This window comes from Polaribacter sp. R2A056_3_33 (genome assembly GCF_019278485.1).
Lineage (GTDB): Bacteria > Bacteroidota > Bacteroidia > Flavobacteriales > Flavobacteriaceae > Polaribacter.
This window is the reverse complement of sequence record NZ_CP058984.1, coordinates 1,091,425-1,113,120: the sequence shown is the minus strand read 5'-3', so window position 1 is coordinate 1,113,120 and position 21,696 is coordinate 1,091,425. Positions and strand designations below refer to the sequence as shown.

Sequence of the window (21,696 nt, the reverse complement as noted above, 5' to 3'; positions counted from 1 at the left end):
GTGTTTTTTGATTTAGAAAATTAAGAAGTTTTCTTATTTTTACACTATGGATAAAATAGAACACATTGGTATTGCTGTAAAGGATTTAGAAAAATCGAATGCGTTGTATGCTTCTTTGTTTGGAAAACCACATTATAAAACAGAAGAAGTAAAATCCGAAGGAGTTAAAACTTCTTTTTTTCAATCAGGACCTAATAAAATAGAATTATTAGAAGCTACAAATTCAGAAAGTCCAATTGCTAAGTTTATAGAAAAGAAAGGCGAAGGAATTCATCATATTGCTTTTGCGGTTTTAGATATTAAAGCAGAGATAAAAAGACTCGAAAATGAAGGTTTTATTGTTTTAAATAAAGAGCCAAAAAAAGGAGCAGACAATAAATTAGTTGCTTTTTTGCATCCAAAATCTACCAATGGGGTTCTTATTGAGTTGTGTCAAGAAATAGATTAGTTAAAATACTGCTAACAGTTACGGTAACTGCATTCTAATTATTATCTTGCAGGCTTAAAAAAATTCTATAATATGTCTTCTAAATTTGATGCTTATCAAAAACGACGACTGCTATCTTCTTACTTATCAGTAGTAGTAAGTATAGCCTTAGTACTTTTTATGGTCGGTATTTTAGGGTTAGTTTTGTTAAAATCTACCTTTGTTGCCAATAAAGTAAAAGAAAAAGTAGCGATAACTTTGTTCTTAAAAGATAATGTTTCTACTAAAAATAGAAACAGTTTTAAAGATTCTTTATTAGAAGAAGAATTTACAAGAACAATTATTTATACGAGTAAAGAAAAAGCTGCAAAAATCTATAGCGAAGAAATTGGTGAAGACTTTCTAGAATTTTTAGGTGAAAATCCGTTAAAAAACGGAATAGATATCTACTTAAAAGCAGATTATGTAACACCTGAAAAAATGCAAGAATTAGAAACACGTTTTCTCAAAAATGCTTTTGTTTCTGATGTTTCTTATGATAAACCTTTAATTAACTTATTAACCAAAAACATAAAACGAATTAGCTTTTGGCTATTGGTTGTTTGTGGTTTCTTTGGGTTAATAGCAATGATATTAATTAATAGTTCTATTAGATTATCTATATATTCTAAGCGATTTAATATTAAAACCATGCAAATGGTTGGTGCAACAAAAGGCTTTATAAGAAGACCTTTTATTTGGCAAAGTATTAAATTGGGTATTTTTGGAGCCCTTTTAGCCCTAGTTGCTTTAGGAGTTATTATTTATTATGCAGATCAGCTAGCACCTAGTTTACATTTGGTTAAAGATTATGTTACGCTAGGATATTTAGTTGGAGGTGTTTTAATATCAGCTTTTTTAATTACGTGGATTAGTACTTATTTTGCAACACAACGTTTTTTAAACTTACAAACAGACGAACTTTATTATTAATATAATGGCAAACGAAAACACAGAACAACCAGTATTTTTATTTGGTAAAAGAAATTATACTTTCATGATTATTGGACTCATCGTTATTGCAATGGGTTTTATATTTATGTCAGGTGGAGGAAGTGATAATCCTGAGGTTTTTAATGAAGAAATCTATAATTGGCAGCGTATTCGTTTAGCGCCAACTTTAGTAATTATTGGTTTAGGAATTGAAATTTATGCTATTTTAGCAAATCCAAAAAAATAATAATGGATATATTAGAAGCAATAATCTTAGGTGTAATACAAGGATTAACAGAGTTTTTACCAGTTTCTTCAAGTGGTCATTTAGAATTGGCTAAGGTAATTTTAGGAGATACTTCTGTGCCGGAAGAAAGTTTAACTTTTACAGTGGTTTTACACTTTGCTACAGCACTAAGTACTTTGGTTATTTTTAGAAAAGAAGTAGCAGAAATTTTTAAAGGGTTGTTTCAGTTTAAATGGAATGATGAATCTAAGTTTTCTTTAAAAATTATTCTTTCAATGATTCCAGCTGTTGCTGTTGGTTTACTTTTTGAAGAACAATTAGAGTCTTTTTTTGGAGGAAAAATTCTATTAGTAGGGGTTATGTTGTTAGTAACTGCTGTACTTTTATTATTAGCAGATAAAGCAAAAAATACGAATAAAGAAGTAACATTTTCTAATTCATTAATAATTGGAATTTCTCAAGCAATTGCAATGTTGCCAGGTATTTCTAGATCTGGAGCAACAATTTCTACCTCTGTTTTATTAGGTATTGATAGAACAAAAGCAGCCCGTTTTTCTTTCTTAATGGTGGTTCCATTAATTTTTGGTAAAATAGGTAAAGATTTATTAGGTGGAGATTTAAGTTTTCAATCTTCAGAAATGTTGCCAATTTCAATTGGTTTTGTAGCCGCTTTTTTATCAGGTTTATTAGCCTGTAAATGGATGATTGCATTGGTTAAAAAAAGTAAGTTATCTTACTTCTCATTATACTGTGCTATTGTTGGTTTTGTTGCTATTGGTTACGCTCTTTTAAATTAATTTTAGTCTGATTATTTCTGTGAAAGCAGAGACTTCATCATAATAAGTTTTCTTCAAAATGATAAAAACAGCAGAAGAGTATAAAAACGGTCAAGTCTTGTTAATAGACAAACCTTTAAATTGGACTTCTTTTCAAGTAGTTAACAAACTTCGTTGGGAAATTAGACAACGCTTTAATATTAAGAAAATTAAAGTTGGTCATGCAGGTACTTTAGATCCGCTTGCTACAGGTTTATTAATTATTTGTACAGGTAAGCAGACAAAAGAAATACATGTTTACCAAGGACAAGAAAAAGAATATACAGGTACATTTACAGTTGGTGCAACTACACCGAGTTACGATTTAGAAACTGAGGTTGATAAAACCTATCCAACAGATCATATAACAGAAGAATTGTTATATGAAGCTACCAAGCAATTTATTGGGGATATTCAGCAAAGACCACCTATTTTTTCTGCAATTAAGAAAGATGGTAAACGTTTATACGAGTTAGCTCGAAAAGGTGAAACTACAGAAATTAATGCAAGAACTGTAAGCATAACAGAATTCGAAATTACAAAAATAGATTTACCAGAAGTAGAATTTAGAGTGGTTTGTAGTAAAGGTACTTACATTCGTTCCTTAGCGTACGATTTTGGATTGGCTTTAAATTCAGGCGCACATTTATCAGCATTAAGAAGAACTAAAATTGGTGATTTTGCTGTTGAAAATGGAGTTTCTGTAGAGCAATTTATTCAAGATATACAAGCTGACATTGTAGAATCTTAATAGTTAAAATATTTTATATAAAAAACCCAAGCATTTGCTTGGGTTTTTGTTTTATATAGAAGTGTAGAAACTTATTTTTTAGCTAATAAATCTCTAATTTCTGCTAACAAGTCTTCTTGACTTGGTCCTGCAGGAGCTGCTGGAGCTGGTTCTTCTTTCTTTTTAGTTGAGTTAATACCTTTTACAATCATAAACATTACAAAAGCAACAATTATAAAATCGATAACGTTTGTTAAGAAATCTCCGTATAAAACAGCTACTTCACCAACAACTTTTCCAGCGTCATCTACAACACCCTCTTTAGCGATCCATTTCAAATCTTTTAAATCAGTATTAAATATTAATCCAATTAGTGGAGAAACAATTCCTCCTGTAAAAGAAGTTACAACTTGTTTAAAAGCTGCACCCATTACAAAACCTACTGCAATATCAATAAGGTTTCCCTTCATTGCAAAGTCTTTAAACTCTTTAAGCATTCCCATTTTTTATTATTTTTATTATTTGTTAGAATACAAAAGTAATAAAAATAATCATCACTTTAACATTTTATTAACACGCTGTGAGATTGCTGTTAAAGTTTCGTAAGGTATCGTTTCAGAAACATCAGCAATATGTTGTATCATTTCTTGATTATTAAAGATAATTACTTCATCACCTTCAGCACAATCAATTTTAGTAATATCTACCATAATCATGTCCATACAAACATTACCAATAATGTGTGCTTTTTGATTCTTGATAATAACATAGCCCTTTTTATTTCCCAATCTTCTAGACAAACCATCTGCATGACCAATTGGTATGGTTGCCGTTTTGCTTTGTCTTTTGGCTGTATAAGCCCTGTTGTATCCTACTGTTTCTCCTGGTTCTATAATATGAATTTGAGAAATAATAGATTTTAAATTATGTGTATTTTTAAGTTGAGCCGTTTCTTTTTCATCGTTACCAAAACCATACAAGCCAATACCAATTCTAACCATATTAAATTGTGCTTTTGGGTAGTTTATTACGCCAGAAGTATTTAAAATATGCAGCATTGGTTCGTACCCTAAATGTTTGTAAAATTGTTGAGCAATGTATGCAAAGTTATTTATTTGATTAATGGTAAAGTCTTGTTCTTCTAGATCTTCACTTGCAGCTAAGTGAGAAAATAAAGAAGCTACTTTTACGTGTGTTGCTTCCTTTAATTCGGCAATTATATTAGGAATATCTGTATGCCAAAACCCTAATCTATTTAAGCCTGTATTAAACTTTATATGAACTGGGTAATTCATTAACGGAATTTCATCTGCCAGTTTTAAAAAGGCATTAAAAATTTTAAAATTGTATAAACAAGGCTCTAACCTATAATCTACAACAGATTGTAAGTTTTGTATGTGTGGGTGTAAAACTAAAATAGGACTTTCTACACCAGCTTCACGCAAAGCTATTCCTTCATGAACATAAGCTACGGCAAAATAATCTACCTTATTTTCTAAAAATTTAGCAATTTGTACGGCATCACTACCATAGGCAAAAGCTTTAACAACCGCTAGAACTTTTGTTTCTGGTTGTAATTTGCCTTTAAAATAATTTAGGTTATGCAATAGTGCATCTCCATCAATTTCTAAAACTGTAACATGGTTATTCATTTATTCCTTAGTTGAATCAACATCTTTTTGTGTTAACATTTTTTGTTTTTGGAGTGCCTTGTAATATGCAGCTCTACTTAAAGGCTCATATTCTTGGGTTTCTCCTAATAGTACTAAATCCTCATTTTGGGTTTTTCTAAAACTGTAATTTGCCAAGTTTCCTGTATGTGTGCATACTGCATGTACTTTTGTAACGTATTCTGCAGTTGCCATTAAAGCAGGCATTGGACCAAATGGTTTTCCTTTAAAATCCATATCTAACCCCGCAACAATTACTCGAACACCTCGGTTGGCAAGGTCGTTACAAACGGCAACAATTTCATCGTCAAAAAACTGAGCTTCATCAATACCAACAACATCAACATCAGTTGCTAGTAAGCGAATGTTAGAGGCAACAGGCACAGGTGTAGAGCGAATTCTATTATCATTATGAGAAACTACTTCTTCTTCATCGTAGCGTGTATCAACCGCAGGTTTGAAGATTTCTACACGTTGTTTTGCAAATTGAGCACGTTTTAATCTTCTAATCAATTCTTCTGTTTTACCAGAGAACATAGAACCACAAACTACTTCAATCCAGCCAAATTGTTCTGAATGATTTACTGTATTTTCGAGAAACATTTTGTAATTTTAGGCGTTAGAATATTAAATTTGATGTTACTTTGAATTTCAACAAATTTATGAATATTTACGAGTAAAAAATAACTTCAACTTACAACTTATGCACAAAAAATTAGAAGCCGATTTAATGAGTTTAGCACACAGCATTTTGCAATTAAAAAATAAAGAGGATGTGTTTGCTTTAAAAGAAAAATCGAAAGAAATTTATGAAAAATTATCTTTATTAGCTTTTGTAGAAGAATATATAAATACAACACCCAATTTAGAAGTAACAAAAGAGGACTTAATTGAAAATGTAGAAAAAGGAATCGCATTAAAAGAAGAACAAGAAGTTTTTTCGGTTGATATTGAGCCGGTTAAAGAAGATATTGAAGAAGAAACAGTAACCCTTTATGAAATAGAAGAAGAGGAAGTAACTTTACCTGTTGAAGACCAAATTCAGGAAGAGCTAATTGAAGAAGAATTAATTGAGGAAGAATTGGCAGAGGAGTTAGTGATAGAAGAAGCAGAAGAAGAGATTGAAGAGGAGGTGAAAGAAGAAGTGAAGGTTGTAGTTGAAGAAATTATAGAGCAACCTTTTGATGAAATAGAAGATATTATATTTGCAGAACCAGCCCCAGTTGAAGTAAAGGAAGAAGTTAAAATTGAAGAAATTAAGACTTTGTCTTTAGAAGAAGAGTTGCAAGACACTATTTCTGTAGATCAAATGGCTACTTTATTTGATATTCCCGTAGCTGCACCAAAATCTTTAAATGATAAGTTTTCTGCTAATATTCAAATAGGTTTAAATGATAGAATTGCCTTTGTAAAGAATTTGTTTGATGGGAGTCAAGAAGATTTTAATAGAGTAGTTTCTCAATTAAATACATACGGAACAGAAAAGGAAGCTTTAAAATTTATCAATAAAATGGTAAAACCAGATTACGACTGGTCTTCTCAGCAAGAATTAGAGACTCGTTTTATAGAAATTGTAGAGCGTAAATTTGCATAAAACTATTTAAATTTAGAGCAGTAAATAATTTAATGGAATAACAGAATTATTTACTGCTTTATATTTTATTAACCCTAGAAAATAGAATAACTCTTGAAACCAATTTTAATACATACGCATTTTCATAAACGAAGAACCGGAGTTACTAGAAGTATAGAAAATGTGCTACCTTTTTTTAATAAGGAGTATGAGACTTATGTTTATGGTTATAATGTAGAAGGGGATAAAATTACTACATCAAAATTAAAGAAACTTCTTTTTTCTGATCGAGAGGTTGTTGTGCATTGTCATAGAAATAATGAAATAATGAGAATGTTATTTCTACGTTTTTTAGGTGCAAAGTTTAAGTTAATTGCAACACGTCATGCAGAAACGACTCCGTCTGGATTAACTTTAAAATTATTAAAAAAAGCAGATAAAGTGGTAACGCTCATAGAAAGTATGAGTAAAAACTTAGGTATAAAAAATACCGTTGTTGGTCATGGAGTAAATGTTGATTTGTTTTCTCCTAAAAAGGATGTCGCTTTAGAAAATATTCAGCAAGAAAATGTAATTTTATGTGCAGGAAGAGTTCGTAAAGCAAAAGGGCAAGTAGTTTTATTAGAAGCAGCTAAGGTTTTAAAAGAACATGAAAATTGGGCTTTGGTAATTGTTGGTAAAATAGATAAACCTGCTTTTTTAGAGGAATTAAAAACGATTGCAAAAAAGCATCATATTGCAGATCAAGTATATTTTGTAGATGAAACATCAGATATTGTTTCTTATTATCAAGCTTCAAAAATAGCTGTTGTGCCTAGTTTTTCGGAAGGATTTTCTTTAGTAACTGCAGAAGCTATGTCTTGTGGATGTTCTGTAATTGCAACTAAAAATGTGGGAGTCCATTCTTCATTAATAGATAATCAAAAGAATGGTTATTTATTTGAAGCAGGGGCTACCTCAGAATTAGAAACACTTTTATCTAAGTCATTAAAGAATGAAATTCCTCTTTTAGGAAAAGAAGCACGAGAAGAAATTCTAAAAAACTGGAGTGCAAAAAAAGAAGCAGAAAACTTAATGGCAGTTTATAAAACAACATAGGTTTAGATGCTGTAAAATAAGCTGTAAGAATAGCAATTGTAACAAATGTAGTTCGTGGTCGTCTTTAATTTAAAACCTACTAACATGAAACATTTAGCAACAATTTTATTCACACTTTTTATAACAGCTATTTCTGCACAAGATGCGGCATTTCAAAATTTCTACAATTCAAATAAAGAAAAATCTACGTTCTCTATCAATTTATCAGCTTCATTAGCAGGTTCATTTTTAGATAATGAAGACGATGACGATTTAATGAACATCATTAGAAAATCGAGCGATTTTAAATTAATGATTTTTGATAATAAAGACAATAATCTCTCTAAGGATTTTAGAAAATTCGGCAGAAAAAACAATCTAAAAACGCTTGCTCGAGTAAAAGAAAACGGAAGTAAAGCCGAATTATTTTTTATAGAGAAAGGTAACTACATTAGAGAAATAATTATTAGAGCAAACAGCGATTCAGAAAAAATGGTGCTGTTTGGGGTAAAAACTAAAATTACACACGATGAATTAGCCGCAATGATTTCTTCTTCGGATGTAAAGTATTCATCAAATTAAAAAACAAGAGTAAAAAGAGAGGGTTTTAACCAATCTTCTCTTTCAAAGCCTCCACAACTTTCTTACTATTTCCAATAAAAATTTCTTCATCAACTATAAAAACCGGACGCCTTAAAAATGTGTATTCATCCAAAATAAACTGTCTATAATCAGCCTCAGACAACGTTTGGTTTTTTAAATCCATAGATTTATACAACTTTGCACGTTTATTAAAAAGTGCTTCATAACTGCCAGAAATGGCATACATTTCTTCTAATTGAGCTGCAGTAACGTTGTTTGTTTTAATTTCTTGTAGTTCAAAACCATCGGTATTTACCTCTTTTAAAATTCTTCGGCAAGTATCACAAGTTTGTAAAAAATAGACTTTCTTCATTTTTATAGATTATATTTACATCTCCAAAATTACACAAAAAAATGAACATACAATTCGATCTTTTAAGAACATCTCGCACACTAGTTTTAAAAGAATTAGAAGGCTTAACTTTAGAGCAACTACATATTACACCAGCTGGTTTTAAAAATAATATTGCTTGGAATGTGTCACATTTAGTGGTTACACAACAACTTTTAAACTACAAGTTAGCGGGTTTAAACTGTTTATGTCCAGATGAGTTAATCGAAGACTATAAAAAAGGAACAGTGCCAACAAAAACTTTTACAGAAGAGGAGTTCGAAGAAGTTAAAGAGTTGCTTTTAGGTTTGCCAGACACATTACAAGAAGATTATGAAGCTGGTATTTTTGAGAATTTTGCAGAATACCCAACAAGCACCGGTTTTGTACTTAATTCTATCGAATCAGCAATTTCTTTTAACAATTTTCACGAAGGAATTCACTATGGAATTATAAGATCTATCAAGAAATTTTTATAGGTTTATTAGAAGCTGTTTCCAGCTTTTCGTTATATCTTTTTATAGCTGTCATTGCGAATCACACTTTTTCTTTGAGATTCGCAATCTCATAGCTTAAAATAGATTCTCCTCTTTATAGGCTATAAAAAGGATGCCACTTCAATCTGGGCTAAACTAGTTTGCTAACTTATAGTAATATAAAATTATCAATACATTTTTAAAGATGAAATTCAATACCAAAACAATTCACGGAGGTCAAAAACCAGAAGAAACTACCGGAGCAGTAATGCCTCCAGTTTTTTTAACATCTACTTTTGCTAAAACGAGTCCTACGGAACACAAAGGATTCGAATATTCTAGAGGAGGAAACCCAACAAGGGCTGCCTTAGAAAATAGTTTAGCATCTTTAGAAAATGGAACTCACGGATTTGCATTTGCATCGGGTTTGGCAGCAATAGATGCTGTTTTACGTTTATTAAATCCTGGAGATGAAATTATTGCAGGAGACGATTTATATGGTGGAAGTTATAGAATGTTTACCAAGTTATTTCAAAAATACGGATTAGAGTTTTCTTTTGTAAACATGGACGATGTTAAAAACATTACAGATGCAATTACAGAAAACACAAAACTAGTTTGGATAGAAACACCAACAAATCCGTTGATGAAAATTGCAGATATAAAAGCAATTTCATCAGCTGTAAAAGATATTAATGCTACTATTTTAATAGGAGTAGATAATACGTTTGCAACACCTTATTTACAGCAACCTTTAGATTTAGGAACTGACATTGTGATGCATTCTGCCACAAAATACTTGGGAGGTCATAGCGATTTAATTATGGGCGCTTTGGTTGTAAAAGATAAAAAGCTGGCAGAAGATATTCATTTTATTCAATACGCAGCAGGCGCAATTTCTGGACCAATGGACTCTTTTTTAGCATTAAGGGGTATAAAAACGTTACATATAAGAATGCAACGACATTGTGAAAACGGAATTGTAGTGGCTAAATTTTTAGAAAAGCATCTAAAAGTTAGTCAAGTTTATTATCCTGGTTTAGAAAATCATCCAAACTACGAATTGGCAAAAAGTCAAATGAATGGTTTTGGCGGAATGGTTTCTTTCCGACTAAAAGAGGAGACACAAGAAGCAGCATATGCATTTTTAAAAAACACTAAAATATTTACGCTTGCAGAATCTTTAGGCGGCGTAGAAAGTTTATCTAATCATCCAATTAGCATGTCTCATGGTTCTATTCCTGCTCCAGAAAAAGAGCGAATGGGAATTACAAATTCCTTAATTCGTTTAAGTGTAGGTATTGAAGATATAGAAGATATACTTGCTGATTTAGAACAAGCCTTAAAAGCATAAAAAAAAGAGCCAATTGGCTCTTTTTTTTATGCTTTTAATTTAAAACTTATTCCGGATTTTTAACAGTAAAGACATTTCCGTCTAAGTAGTAGTTTGCACGTAATTTTAATTCCTGAGGATAATAAATAATGCTTTCCGGTTGTTGTTTTAACAAGTAATTACCAGTGTCCCATTTATTGTTTTTATTTTCATCAATAATGGCTCTAATAAAATATGTTTTTGGTTCTAATAGATTGTATCGTATTTGCCCAGAACCTGTAATAAAGCGTCTTTCTATAAGTTTGTCTTTGTTTTTTCCTTCTAAAAGTTCAATAATTAAATGATTAGAAGTTTCGTTTACAATATCCATGGTAATTCTTCCGTAATCTTCAATTTCTTTTGTAGTAAATTTGAAGTTTAAAGTATCGTTTTTTTGTTCAAAGATATCAGAAATAGCGTCTGGCATCATCTTAAAAGCATATTTCTGTTGTGGTTCTTTATCAAAAATAAAGGCTATTTTATTTTCTATGTTAGAAATTATACTAACAAAAGGAACTGATAATGTATCTTTATCTACCAAGGTAATCTTGCTCGTATCAATTTTTACAAGCGGGTTGTTTCCTTTTATAAAAAAAGTATCCCTAAGTTGTAGTGTTCCGCTTACAGAAGAACTTAAAATTAACGAGTCTGTTTTTTTCTTACGAAGATTTACAGTAACTGTATCTATAAATCTATCGTTTGTAACTATAAAATTTAAAGAATCCGCTTCAAAAGGTTTGTACCAGTAATTTAGTGTGTCTTTATCTATTTCTAGCTTAGAAACACTTCTAAAGTCTTCTGGAGTATCAGAAATAATTTGAACTTTTAGATCTTTTATGACACCTTCATAACCAAATTCAATTTTACCTCTTGTAATTTCTTTACCACGTTTAAATGAATAAGGTTGAGTTTCTTTAAATAATATTATTGGTTTTTTTATAATACTATCTCTAGGTAAAGTTATGGTATCTGTAAAAAAACCTATTTTATCTTCCCTTGGATTAAAAAGGTAATCGTTGACAGTTTCTTTTAAAGCAACCATTAAATACTTACCTTCTTTTAAGTTTGTAAGGTTAAAAAGAGAAGTGTCTAAAGAACTTGTTACATAATTTGGTTTCTTTTTAAAAACGATGGAATCTGTAAAAGAACTATCTATTTTATATAATAAAACATTGATGTTTTTTTGACTTTCGTCTAAATAAGCATCTTTAATTTTACCAGAAGTAGAAAGTGAGTCTATATATTTACCAGTAGAAAAAACATATTTAAAACTTTCTAACTTGTTTCCTTCATTATTATCTTCAATAGCATTACCAAAGTTTATAATATAGGTAGTGTTTTCTTGTAAAGTATCAAGTATTTTGATGTTTAAAAATTTACTAGCCGTACTTTGTGGTGTAACTAATAAAGGTGTTTTTAGAGGAGGAGAAACAATTAGTTGTTTGTTTAGGTCCTTTAATTTTATATACTCGTTAAAGTTTAGTTCTATTTCTTTTGCATCAAAATTAATAGTTTCATAAGCTGGTTTAGAGGTCACGAACAAAGGGGCGTCTTCGTCTTTAGGACCACCTTCTGGGTTTCCTGTTCTTGCGCAGTTAGTTAAAATTACAATTGAAATGCTAAAAAAAAATAATCTAAAAAAGTGTCTCACAAAAAGTAAATTTTATACAAATTAACAATATATTTTTGACTTAAAAATCATAAAGTTTATTCGGTGTATGCCATTGTTAAAATACTAATTTTTACACCTTCGGTTTTTTGCAGCTCTTTTGCACAAGCTTCTAAAGTTGCACCAGTTGTAATAACATCATCAATTAGTAAAATGTGTTTATTTTTTAAGGCTGTTATGTTAGATAACTGAAATTTTGTATCGTTATTATTAAAACGCTCAAAACGAGCTTTAAAAGTTTGAGTTTTTGAGGAGGAAGTTCTTAATAAAATATCTTCTACAAAGGTTTTATTTAGGTGATTACTTAAGGATTCTCCAAATTTTGAAACTTGATTATAACCTCTTTCCCTTCGTTTTTTAGGATGCAACGGAACGGGAACAATAACATCAATAGCAGAAAATTCATTATTTTCTATTAACATCTCTCCCAGCCAATTCCCGAAAAACATACCTATTTCTTCATTTCCTTTATATTTTAATTCGTGAATTAATTTTTTAGTTATCCCTATTTTTCTGTAAAATAATAAAGAATATGCTTTTTCTATGGTAATTCTTCCATAGAATGTTTTAGTTATTTTATTTTCAGAATAGTTTGTAAAATTAGTTAAAGGTAAGTCGTGCCTGCAAAATGTACATATTGCATTTTCATTCTTAGTGAGTTGATTATCGCAATTTGCACATAATTTGGGGTAAAAAAGATTGAATAAGTCTTTTAAAATTCGCATTTTTACAAAGCCTTTTTTTTTAGAAAGATAAGATTATAATTTAAGAATAAGATTTGAACAACAGAATAAACTTTTTTAAAGAGTCAATTAAGAACTTAAAGACCTTAGGAACTGTTACACCGAGTTCTCGATTTTTAGCAGAAAGAATGTTAAAGAAAATAGATTTTTCTAAAGTAGAAGTTTTAGTAGAATTTGGTCCTGGAAACGGAGCGATAACCAAACTTATTTTAGAGAAGTTACCCATTAATGCAACTCTAATTTGTTTTGAAATTAATGATTGTTTTTACAATGAGCTATCTGAAATAAAAAACAAGCAACTTATTGTTGTAAAATCATCCGCAGAAAAAATTGAAGAAGAACTAAAAAAACTCAACTTAAATAAAACGTGTCACATTATTTCTAGTTTGCCTTTAACCATCATTCCGGAGGAAGTTGCAGATGAAATTTTAGAAAAATCTTTTCGTGCTTTAGTAGATAATGGAACCTTTATTCAGTTTCAGTATAGTTTAACATATTTTAAAAAACTTAAAAATGTGTTTAATCAATCTATATCTTTAGGTTTTGAGCCCTTAAATTTCCCTCCAGCTTTTGTTTATCATTGTAAAAAGGTAGGTTAAAATTTTATTGATATATTTTTACAAAAGTTTCTTTAACTCTTTCTGATAATAATAAATAAGGAACAATAACTCCTGTAGAAATAAAACTTTTTAGTAGTTGATTTTCCTCTACACTTGTTAAACTATTAACACCTGTTATGGCTGTTGCTAAAAATGAATCCGCTACTATGAATACCAAATAAACGATTAAAAAGATTGCATATACTCTAGGGAAACTACTTCTCTTTTTTATAAATAAAACAATAATTAGTGGTAAAAAGACTAAAACTGCTGCGTTAAATATTGTTTCAATAATTAATAATAGCCCTATAGATAAACTAAAGTCTGTGCCACCAAAATAGACTAACCAATCTCCATTTAAATATACTTCTGTATTTAATAAATCCATAAAAACCCTTATTGGTGAGATACAGAGTCCAATACCAATTAAAATTAACCAACCACCAATAGGTTTATTTTCTTGATAATAAGATTCAATTTTTGGTGTTACATCGTAGTGATAAAGTTTAAAAGCTAACCAAGTAAAAAATATTAAAAAACAAATAAATATAAAAATGCCTAAGTATTTTAATGCTGAACCAGTTGAGGTAGAACTACCTCCTGTATTATAGGAAATGTTGTAGTTTAACTCGCTATCTAGTTTTTTTAAGTCATTATAAAATGCTGGAAATTCGGCTACACTTACAAAGTCCTTTTGTATTTTAAGTAAATGTTTTAAAGTTAATATATTTTTAGATTTATTATATAATACATCAAAATCGTAAAAAATATTTGGAGAGTTCAAGTTGAAATTGTCTTCATTAACATTCCATTCTTCTGGTAACTCTACATTAATGGTGTGGCTTCTTGTAATAGGATAACTAAGTTCGAAAGGTGTTTCTCTTTCAATTTTAGAAGGCATTGATAGTACATTTGTTATTGTGTACGGTGTAAAATCTACACCAATCTGGTTTTCCATGTATGATGGTTGCCAAATACTATCAATCTTATAAGTTTCGTTTATTGTAAATGTGTTTGTTTTAAGATTGTCTGTATATTCTGGTTTGCCTAAACTTTTTATATTCGCATGATAGTCTGAGTAAAATTTTTCAAACTCTTTTTGGATGTTGATAATACTATTGTTTTTAAAATAAAAACGAATATTATCTGCCTCTGCTTCACTGTAAATACTAGTTATTTTTAAGATTGCACCTTTGCCAACTTCCTCTAAAATATAATTATCTGTTATATCGATGGTGTTTTCTGCAAACGGAAAAATTTCTTCGAAATCTTTATTTCCTTTTTTAAGAACTAATCCAAATCTATAATCAGGAAAAACAACTTTATTAAAAGTACCACCTTGATTTGTGATTGTTGGGTCATACCAACGCTCACCTTCATTACCATCGATAACTTTAACTACACAATGATTAAAATGAGCAGGATTTGGCAATAAATTGGTAACAGTTTTCTTTAGATAAGTACTCACTAAAACAGGATACGCTTCAATGTTCATTTGATTAAGCATGGTTACTAATAATAGACTTTTGTCTTTACAGTCACCAAATCGTTGGTTATAAACCTTGTTAGGAGACGAAGGTTTGTAAGCGCTAATTCCGTTTTCTAACCCTAAATATCTTACTTCATCTTGCACAAACCTTAATGTAGCTTCTATTTTTAGACCTTTAGTATTGTTTTCTTTATCAATTTCTTTAATTTTTTTTAATAAACTGTTAGATAGATTGTTTTTAACTTTAAAAAGTTGAACACCCCAATCAATTAAATTTTCCCAAGATTTGTAATTACCTATTTCTATAAAGTTAGCATCTAAAAACCACGAAGGCGTATTGTCTTCAAAATGGGTGGCACTAATATTTTCTTCTAATAAAGTATACGTGTATTTGTTGTTATTAAAAGTTTCGTTAAACTTTAATTGGTTTTTAAATGACTTTACTTCAAGTTTGTTTTTAGAGTTAATTCTTACATTTATTTTACCTATCGGATGTGAATTGTCTAAATTATAATACTCTGCAAAATAATTTTTATGAATAGGGTTGTATCCTTTTCGTGTAAAACTATAAGCTATAATATCTCCAACCCTTACATCGCTAATATGAGTTACTGCAGACAAACTACCGTCATAGATATAATTTTCTGCATCTAACTCTTGTCTTATGGTTTGAAATTCTGAATTGTTGAGTTTACTGAGGGTTTGGCCATTTCTTATAATATCAATTTCATGAAAACTAAGATTTTGATAACTTGGGTCAAAAGAAATATTAATACTCGATGCTTCTTGTATACCTACATTTTCCGTAATTTTAGTGACAACTTTAAAATAATTCTCTTCGCTATCTACTTGTGTTTGTTGATCATATAAGAGAATTAAAGTTCCCTGTGTTATTTCATCAAAATTAATATCTGGCTCGCTGGCATAGGTTTGAACTTCAACCCAATTAGGTGTTGATGTTTTTTTAATCTGAGCAAAATTTAAAGAGACAAATAAGAAGGAGAAAACAACCGTAAAAAGGCTTTTTAACATGTTATAAAAGTTTTAACAAAAGTAATTTTTAATATATAAAAAATTGATATAAATAATTTATTTTTGCTTTATGGCAAAACAAGAAGATCAATTTAAGAAAGTATTATCGCACGCTAAAGAATATGGTTATGTTTTTCAGTCTTCTGAAATTTATGACGGATTAAGTGCGGTTTACGATTATGCTCAAAACGGAGTTGAGCTAAAGAAAAATATTAGAGATTATTGGTGGAAAGCAATGGTGCAGATGCACGAAAACATTGTAGGTATAGATGCTTCTATATTAATGCATCCTACAACTTGGAAAGCTTCTGGACACGTAGATGCTTTTAACGATCCATTAATTGATAACAAAGATTCTAAAAAACGTTACAGAGCTGATGTTTTAATTGAAGAATATTGTGCTAAAATTGAAGGTAAAATAAATAAAGAAGTTGCTAAAGCAGAAAAACGTTTTGGTGATGCTTTTAATAAAGAAGAATTTTTAGCGACCAACGGAAGAGTTGTTGGGTATCAAGAAAAAATAAATACAATTTTAGCAAGAATGGGTTCTTCTTTAGAAAAAGAAGATTTAGCTGACGTCAAGTTATTAATTGAAGAGTTAGAAATTGCAGATCCTTTAACAGGTTCTAGAAATTGGACGGATGTAAAACAGTTTAATTTAATGTTTGGTACCAAATTAGGTGCTTCTGCAGAAACTGCAATGGATTTATATTTGCGTCCTGAGACAGCACAAGGAATTTTTGTAAATTTCTTAAACGTGCAAAAAACGGGAAGAATGAAAATTCCTTTCGGAATTGCACAAACTGGTAAGGCTTTTAGAAATGAGATTGTTGCAAGACAATTTATTTTTAGAATGCGTGAGTTTGAACAAATGGAAATGCAATTTTTTGTAAAACCAGGAACTCAAAAAGAATGGTATGATGCTTGGAAAGAAACACGTTTAAAATGGCATTTATCTTTAGGAATGGGAGCGGAGAACTACCGTTTTCATGACCACGATAAATTAGCTCACTATGCAGATGCAGCAGCAGATATTGAATTTAACTTCCCTTTCGGATTTAAAGAATTAGAAGGTATTCATTCTCGTACAGATTTCGATTTAAAAGCGCATGAAGAATTTTCTGGTAAGAAACTACAGTATTTCGATCATGAAGAAAATAAAAGTTACACACCTTATGTAGTAGAAACTTCTATTGGTTTAGATAGAATGTTTTTGGCGGTTTTTTCTAACTCTTTACAAGAGGAAGCGTTAGAAAACGGAACTACAAGAACTGTTTTAAAATTACCTGCAGTCTTAGCGCCTTTTAAAGCAGCTATCTTTCCTTTAGTTAAAAAGGATGGTTTGCCAGAAGTAGCGCGTGAAATTATGGACGATTTAAAATGGGATTTCAACGTTTTTTACGATGAAAAAGATGCCGTTGGTAAACGTTATAGACGTCAGGATGCAGGAGGAACACCATTTTGTATTACGGTAGATCATGACACTTTAAACGATAAATGTGTTACTATAAGACATAGAGATACTATGGAGCAAAAACGTGTTGCAATAGCCGATTTAAAAGAAATTATTAAAGCAGAAGTAGATGTAAAAACTTGGTTACAGAAAATGTAATTAAATTTTAAAAGCAAAAAAAAGCTGAATCTCAATTGAGATTCAGCTTTTTTTTTGCTTTTAAAATAAGTGTTATGCTGCTATTTTGTCTGCACAACAAGCCATTTTACAGTCTTCTTTACAAAAGGTTGTTCCATCTTCATTAACAGAGCAACAAGCTTTCTCTGCTGCTGTAGTAGTAGTTTTGTTTTGGCAAGTTTCTTTACAATCTTCTGTACAAGTATGTGCTACTTTTTTAGGAGCAATAGAAGCTTTATAAAGTTCTCCGCCAGCAATACCGCTAACAAAAGCAACTAAATCTTCTTTAGAAGTTGTGTTTGCATCAAAGGCAATGTTTGCAATGCTATCTGTAAAAACAACTTTAGCATCTATAACACCTTCTTTTTTTGATAATTTAGATTGAATCGTTTTAGCACAACCAATTTCGCAAGTCATACCAGAGATAGCTAAAGAAACGTTCTCTTTTTGTACGGGGAGTTTTTCTTTTTTAACTTCACTTTTACATCCTATTAAAAGGAAACAAGCAAGTGCGAAAGAAAATAATATTTTTTGAATTTTCATTATTATAAGTTATAAAATTATTTTACAAATTTATTAATAAAAGCCTTGACTTTTAAATTTTTATAGATTTTTGTACTAATTTTAAATAAAAAAAGGTTGAAAACCGAAATCTTCAACCTTTTATACTTTTTTAAAGTAGCTTATTTAAAATCTTCGTCAGTAACACCTTCGTTAATTTTAATTTCTGTAACCTCAAATTTTATATCCATAGGTCCCATTTTCTGTCCCATTGAAAATGGAAATTTGACACCCTTTACTTCTTTGTAATTAGAAAAAGTAGAAGGTACTCTTACTTCCTTTCCATCTGGAGTTTTTACAACTTGAACTTCTTGTAATTTTAATCCAGATTTTATATCAAAAAATATTTCTTTATCATCATATTTAATAACGTAAGCTTTGGTACCTTCTAAAGGTTCAATTCTTAAAAGCTCTCCTTCTTTATATGCTAATTCTCCTATAATTGTATTTTTAGCTTTTGATTTTGTAATTTCTTCTGCTGTCATTTCTTTTTTGTTACCTCGTGCTTCTTGGTATCCTGTTTCACCATCAAAAACCATTTTTTGTAAAACTTGTCCCATTCCAGAAACAATAACAACACTTTTATTAGGTGCAGCAGTTTTTGTTACTAAAGAAATATCCATTCCTTGTACTTTTGCTGCAGAAGTAATTGAAACAGATTCAATTGCTATTAATTTATCTTTTCCTCCAATAGCATCAATGTAAGAGTCAATAACAGAACTTGCAGTAACTCCTTCTGGAATTGCTATAGTCATCTCTGGCTTTTCAGTAGCATTACCATTTTTATCAAAGTAGTTGATGGTGTACCCTGTTTTTTCTAAATTATCTAAAACATCAATTGCTTTACCAGTAACAATTATACGAGCTTCATCACTTTTAAAGTATTTTAAAGCTGCATTTTGAACATCTTCTGCAGTAACAGCATTTATGTTAGTTAAATAGTTTTCGTAAAAATCTGTTGGTAAATTATAGCGTGCAATATTTAAAGCAAAACTAGCAGCAGTTGCAGGTTTTTGTACATCCATAACAAAATTACCAACATATTGTGCTTTTGCATTTTTTAATTCTTCTTCGGTAACTTTTTCAGTACGAATTTTATCAATTTCCTTTTTAATTTCTACTATAGAACTGTCTGTAACTACGTTACGAACACTTGCAGAAGCTCTAAAAGTTGCCGCTACTTTACTTTGTCTAACGCTAGAATAAGAACCATAAGTGTATCCTTTGTCTTCACGTAAATTCATAAATAAACGAGCAGTTCCACCACCACCAAGAATATTGCTTGCTAATAAAGCTGCATAATAATCTTTGTCGCCTAATTTTAAATCGATATTGTTAGCAACTACAACTTCTGATTGCACTGCGTTTGGCATATTGATAAAATTGATTTCTGTTTTAGAAACATTTTCTGGTTTTTTGAAAGTAACTTCTGGAATATCACTTTTTTCCCATTTTTTGAATAAACTTTTTACTAATTTTTTAGTAGCTTTTATATTGATGTCTCCAACAATAATTAAATAAGCATTGTTTGGCTTATAGTAAGTATTGTAGTTAGTTTTAACATCATCTAAAGTAATGTTGTTTACAGTTTCTTTAGAGATGAACTCTCCATAAGGATGGTTTTTACCATACAATAAAGCGCTTTCTACTCTTCTTGCAGTACTAGTAACATTTTTTTCGTCAGATTTTAATCCGTCTAAAGTAATTTTAATTTCTTTCTCGAATTCTTCTTGCGTAAATTGAGAGTTTATAACACCGTCTGCCATTAATTCTAATATCTCCGGGAAATATTTTGTTAATGACCTTGCAGAAGCACCAGAACTGTAAAAATTAACTCCAGCTCCTAAGAAATCTACTTTCTCATTAAATTCATCTTTGGTAATGTTTTTTGTTCCTCTTCCTAATAAACTTCCCATTATGCTAGAAACTCCTGCCTTGTCTCCCTCTACAACAGGTTTGTTGTCTATAGTTAAACTAGCAGATGCTCTTGGTAGTTTATGGTTTTCTACCATAATTACTTGTAGGCCATTTGATAAAGTAAATTTTTCTGATTTACCTAATTGAACCTTTGGTGCTGGTCCTGGTTTAGGTTGTTGGCTTCTATCTATTTGTGCAGTTGTAGCAAAAGACATTGCTATAAGTGCGATAAGTGATATTATCTGTTTTTTCATTGTATATGTCTTTTGTTAATTATTTTTTAGGTAAATATTCTAAAGTTACTCTTTGATTTGGGTTTAGATATTTTTTAGCAACTTCTCTAATATCTTCACGAGTAATAGAACGATAAATTTCGATTTCTGTATTAATTAAATTTGTATCTCCGTATAATACATTGTATCGTGCCAAAGAGTTTGCAATTCCCTCTACACTAGAGTTAGCGTTTACAAATTGATTTTCGAATTGATTTTGAAGTTTTTGGTATGTTTTTTCTGAAATTAATTCTGTTTGTAACGTTACAATTTCTTCATCAATTTCTGTAACTATGTCTGCTAATTTAGTGTCACCTTGTGGTAATCCAAAAATAATATACGTTCCGTAATCTTCTTGACTTAAGTTAATAGCACCAGCTTGTAATGCCATTTTTTTAGTATCTACTAACTTTTTATATAACACAGAACTTTTTCCTGTACTTAAATAAGAAGAAATCATATCTAATACTCTAGAATCTTTTGTTTTCATAGACGGCGTTCTGTACGCTGTCATAATCGCTGGAATTTGAATGTTAGGGTCGTAACCTTTTGCTGCTATTGGTGCAGTAATAGGTTCTTCTTCTATTACAGTTCTTTCAATATCTGCTCCACGAGGAATTGGTCCAAAATAAGCTTCAATTAAACTTTTTGCATTTGCAACGTCAATGTCTCCTGCAACAACTAAAGTAGCGTTGTTTGGTACATAGAATTTTTTATTAAATGCTAAAAAATCTTCTAAAGTAGCATCATCTAAGTGTTGCATTTCTCCAATTGTTGTTCCTTTATATGGATGCTTTTTAAAGATTTCTTTTTTTACATATTCTAAAAAACGAGAATAAGGTTGGTTATCTACTCTTAATCTTTTTTCTTCTTTTACAACTTCGTTTTGAGTGTCTACACCATCTTGACCAATAATAGGATGTAATAAACGCTCAGATTCCATCCATAAACCTAATTCTAGATTGTTAGAAGGAAATATTTCATAATAATAAGTTCTATCATCAGTTGTATTGGCATTATTTTTTCCACCATTTGCCGCAACTATTTTAAACCATTCTCCTTTATCAATATTTTCTGTTCCTTCAAATAACAAATGTTCAAAAAAGTGAGCCATACCAGTTCTGTCTGGTTGTTCGTCTTTTGCACCAACATGGTACATTACTGCAGTTGTAACTACGGGTGCAGATTTGTCTTGATGTAAAATAACGTGCATTCCGTTATTTAAGTCATACTCTTCAAATTCTACTTGTTGTGCATTTATAGAAAATGCGATAAAAAAAGCAGAAGTAAGAGATAAAATACTTTTCTTCATGTATTAATTTTTAAGTTATTAATTGATATTTGTTTGACGCTGGCACCTTAAATATGTTACAGTATTTATTCAAACATTTTATAGATCTACCAAAAATAAAAATTTAATTATAGAATTCTTAGTGAATAAGGTTTTATTTA

Annotated in this window: 22 protein-coding genes; 12 read left to right on the top strand and 10 right to left on the bottom strand. The window is 30.2% G+C overall.

Annotation, left to right across the window (positions count from 1 at the left end; genetic code table 11):
* The first annotated feature begins 46 nt into the window (after window positions 1–46).
* From mce to truB, 5 genes are all read left to right on the top strand, one after another.
* Window positions 47–448 carry a methylmalonyl-CoA epimerase gene (gene mce, locus H0I29_RS04715; RefSeq protein WP_218731714.1) on the top strand — a complete coding sequence of 134 codons (402 nt, stop codon included), beginning with the start codon at window positions 47–49 and terminating at the stop codon, window positions 446–448.
* Between the two features lie 72 nt (window positions 449–520).
* Window positions 521–1,399, top strand: a complete 879-nt coding sequence (locus H0I29_RS04710) for an ABC transporter permease (RefSeq protein WP_218731713.1) — start codon at window positions 521–523, stop codon at window positions 1,397–1,399.
* Window positions 1,400–1,403: 4 nt separating this feature from the next.
* Window positions 1,404–1,646 carry a DUF3098 domain-containing protein gene (locus tag H0I29_RS04705; RefSeq protein ID WP_218731712.1) on the top strand — a complete coding sequence of 81 codons (243 nt, stop codon included), beginning with the start codon at window positions 1,404–1,406 and terminating at the stop codon, window positions 1,644–1,646.
* A 2-nt stretch (window positions 1,647–1,648) separates the two neighbouring features.
* The gene (locus tag H0I29_RS04700) at window positions 1,649–2,443 is read left to right on the top strand and encodes an undecaprenyl-diphosphate phosphatase (RefSeq protein ID WP_218731711.1); all 795 of its coding nucleotides are present in this window, start codon (window positions 1,649–1,651) and stop codon (window positions 2,441–2,443) included.
* Between the two features lie 58 nt (window positions 2,444–2,501).
* Complete coding sequence (gene truB / locus H0I29_RS04695; RefSeq protein ID WP_218754591.1) at window positions 2,502–3,212, top strand: tRNA pseudouridine(55) synthase TruB; 711 nt, start codon at window positions 2,502–2,504, stop codon at window positions 3,210–3,212.
* Between the two features lie 71 nt (window positions 3,213–3,283).
* Here the strand turns inward: truB and mscL are convergent, their stop codons facing one another.
* From mscL to H0I29_RS04680, 3 genes are read right to left on the bottom strand one after another with little or no spacing between them, the layout of a single operon-like run.
* Window positions 3,284–3,694: a large conductance mechanosensitive channel protein MscL gene (gene mscL, locus H0I29_RS04690; RefSeq protein ID WP_240915441.1), complete on the bottom strand. Its 411-nt coding sequence runs from the start codon at window positions 3,692–3,694 to the stop codon at window positions 3,284–3,286.
* Window positions 3,695–3,745: 51 nt separating this feature from the next.
* Window positions 3,746–4,843: an alanine racemase gene (gene alr / locus H0I29_RS04685; protein WP_218754590.1), complete on the bottom strand. Its 1,098-nt coding sequence runs from the start codon at window positions 4,841–4,843 to the stop codon at window positions 3,746–3,748.
* The gene (locus tag H0I29_RS04680) at window positions 4,844–5,464 is read right to left on the bottom strand and encodes a thymidine kinase (RefSeq protein WP_218754589.1); all 621 of its coding nucleotides are present in this window, start codon (window positions 5,462–5,464) and stop codon (window positions 4,844–4,846) included. It abuts the gene before it with no gap.
* A gap of 100 nt (window positions 5,465–5,564) precedes the next feature.
* Here H0I29_RS04680 and H0I29_RS04675 point away from each other — a divergent pair, with 100 nt between their 5' ends.
* The 3 genes from H0I29_RS04675 to H0I29_RS04665 all read left to right on the top strand — a co-directional run bounded on the left by H0I29_RS04675 (window position 5,565) and on the right by H0I29_RS04665 (window position 8,093).
* A complete protein-coding gene (locus H0I29_RS04675; RefSeq protein ID WP_218754588.1) occupies window positions 5,565–6,455 on the top strand; it encodes a hypothetical protein in 891 nt (296 codons plus the stop codon).
* Window positions 6,456–6,548: 93 nt separating this feature from the next.
* On the top strand, window positions 6,549–7,532 hold the full coding sequence (locus tag H0I29_RS04670) for a glycosyltransferase family 4 protein (RefSeq protein ID WP_218754587.1): 984 nt from the start codon (window positions 6,549–6,551) through the stop codon (window positions 7,530–7,532).
* An 84-nt stretch (window positions 7,533–7,616) separates the two neighbouring features.
* Window positions 7,617–8,093, top strand: a complete 477-nt coding sequence (locus H0I29_RS04665) for a DUF4252 domain-containing protein (protein ID WP_218754586.1) — start codon at window positions 7,617–7,619, stop codon at window positions 8,091–8,093.
* A gap of 25 nt (window positions 8,094–8,118) precedes the next feature.
* Here H0I29_RS04665 and H0I29_RS04660 read toward each other — a convergent pair whose 3' ends face one another.
* On the bottom strand, window positions 8,119–8,466 hold the full coding sequence (locus H0I29_RS04660; RefSeq protein ID WP_218754585.1) for an arsenate reductase family protein: 348 nt from the start codon (window positions 8,464–8,466) through the stop codon (window positions 8,119–8,121).
* A gap of 41 nt (window positions 8,467–8,507) precedes the next feature.
* Here H0I29_RS04660 and H0I29_RS04655 point away from each other — a divergent pair, with 41 nt between their 5' ends.
* Both H0I29_RS04655 and H0I29_RS04650 read left to right on the top strand, forming a co-directional pair.
* The gene (locus tag H0I29_RS04655; RefSeq protein ID WP_218754584.1) at window positions 8,508–8,963 is read left to right on the top strand and encodes a DinB family protein; all 456 of its coding nucleotides are present in this window, start codon (window positions 8,508–8,510) and stop codon (window positions 8,961–8,963) included.
* A 202-nt stretch (window positions 8,964–9,165) separates the two neighbouring features.
* Window positions 9,166–10,314 carry a cystathionine gamma-synthase gene (locus H0I29_RS04650; protein ID WP_218754583.1) on the top strand — a complete coding sequence of 383 codons (1,149 nt, stop codon included), beginning with the start codon at window positions 9,166–9,168 and terminating at the stop codon, window positions 10,312–10,314.
* Between the two features lie 46 nt (window positions 10,315–10,360).
* Here H0I29_RS04650 and H0I29_RS04645 read toward each other — a convergent pair whose 3' ends face one another.
* Both H0I29_RS04645 and H0I29_RS04640 read right to left on the bottom strand, forming a co-directional pair.
* Complete coding sequence (locus H0I29_RS04645; RefSeq protein ID WP_218754582.1) at window positions 10,361–11,983, bottom strand: Ig-like domain-containing protein; 1,623 nt, start codon at window positions 11,981–11,983, stop codon at window positions 10,361–10,363.
* A gap of 56 nt (window positions 11,984–12,039) precedes the next feature.
* Entirely contained in the window at window positions 12,040–12,726 is a 687-nt protein-coding gene (locus H0I29_RS04640; RefSeq protein WP_218754581.1) for a ComF family protein, read from the bottom strand.
* A gap of 53 nt (window positions 12,727–12,779) precedes the next feature.
* Here H0I29_RS04640 and H0I29_RS04635 point away from each other — a divergent pair, with 53 nt between their 5' ends.
* Window positions 12,780–13,343 (top strand): class I SAM-dependent methyltransferase, encoded by a 564-nt coding sequence (locus H0I29_RS04635; RefSeq protein ID WP_218754580.1) that lies wholly within the window; start codon window positions 12,780–12,782, stop codon window positions 13,341–13,343.
* A 4-nt stretch (window positions 13,344–13,347) separates the two neighbouring features.
* Here the strand turns inward: H0I29_RS04635 and H0I29_RS04630 are convergent, their stop codons facing one another.
* Window positions 13,348–15,864: a DUF2569 family protein gene (locus H0I29_RS04630; RefSeq protein ID WP_218754579.1), complete on the bottom strand. Its 2,517-nt coding sequence runs from the start codon at window positions 15,862–15,864 to the stop codon at window positions 13,348–13,350.
* A 70-nt stretch (window positions 15,865–15,934) separates the two neighbouring features.
* Between H0I29_RS04630 and H0I29_RS04625 the strand changes: the two genes are divergently transcribed.
* Entirely contained in the window at window positions 15,935–17,476 is a 1,542-nt protein-coding gene (locus H0I29_RS04625) for a glycine--tRNA ligase (RefSeq protein WP_218754578.1), read from the top strand.
* Between the two features lie 72 nt (window positions 17,477–17,548).
* Here the strand turns inward: H0I29_RS04625 and H0I29_RS04620 are convergent, their stop codons facing one another.
* The 3 genes from H0I29_RS04620 to H0I29_RS04610 all read right to left on the bottom strand — a co-directional run bounded on the left by H0I29_RS04620 (window position 17,549) and on the right by H0I29_RS04610 (window position 21,556).
* Window positions 17,549–18,037, bottom strand: coding sequence for a cation transporter (locus tag H0I29_RS04620; protein WP_218731696.1), 489 nt, complete (start codon window positions 18,035–18,037; stop codon window positions 17,549–17,551).
* A 140-nt stretch (window positions 18,038–18,177) separates the two neighbouring features.
* Window positions 18,178–20,226 (bottom strand): pitrilysin family protein, encoded by a 2,049-nt coding sequence (locus H0I29_RS04615; RefSeq protein ID WP_218754577.1) that lies wholly within the window; start codon window positions 20,224–20,226, stop codon window positions 18,178–18,180.
* A gap of 19 nt (window positions 20,227–20,245) precedes the next feature.
* On the bottom strand, window positions 20,246–21,556 hold the full coding sequence (locus H0I29_RS04610; RefSeq protein WP_218754576.1) for a pitrilysin family protein: 1,311 nt from the start codon (window positions 21,554–21,556) through the stop codon (window positions 20,246–20,248).
* Window positions 21,557–21,696 lie beyond the last annotated feature (140 nt).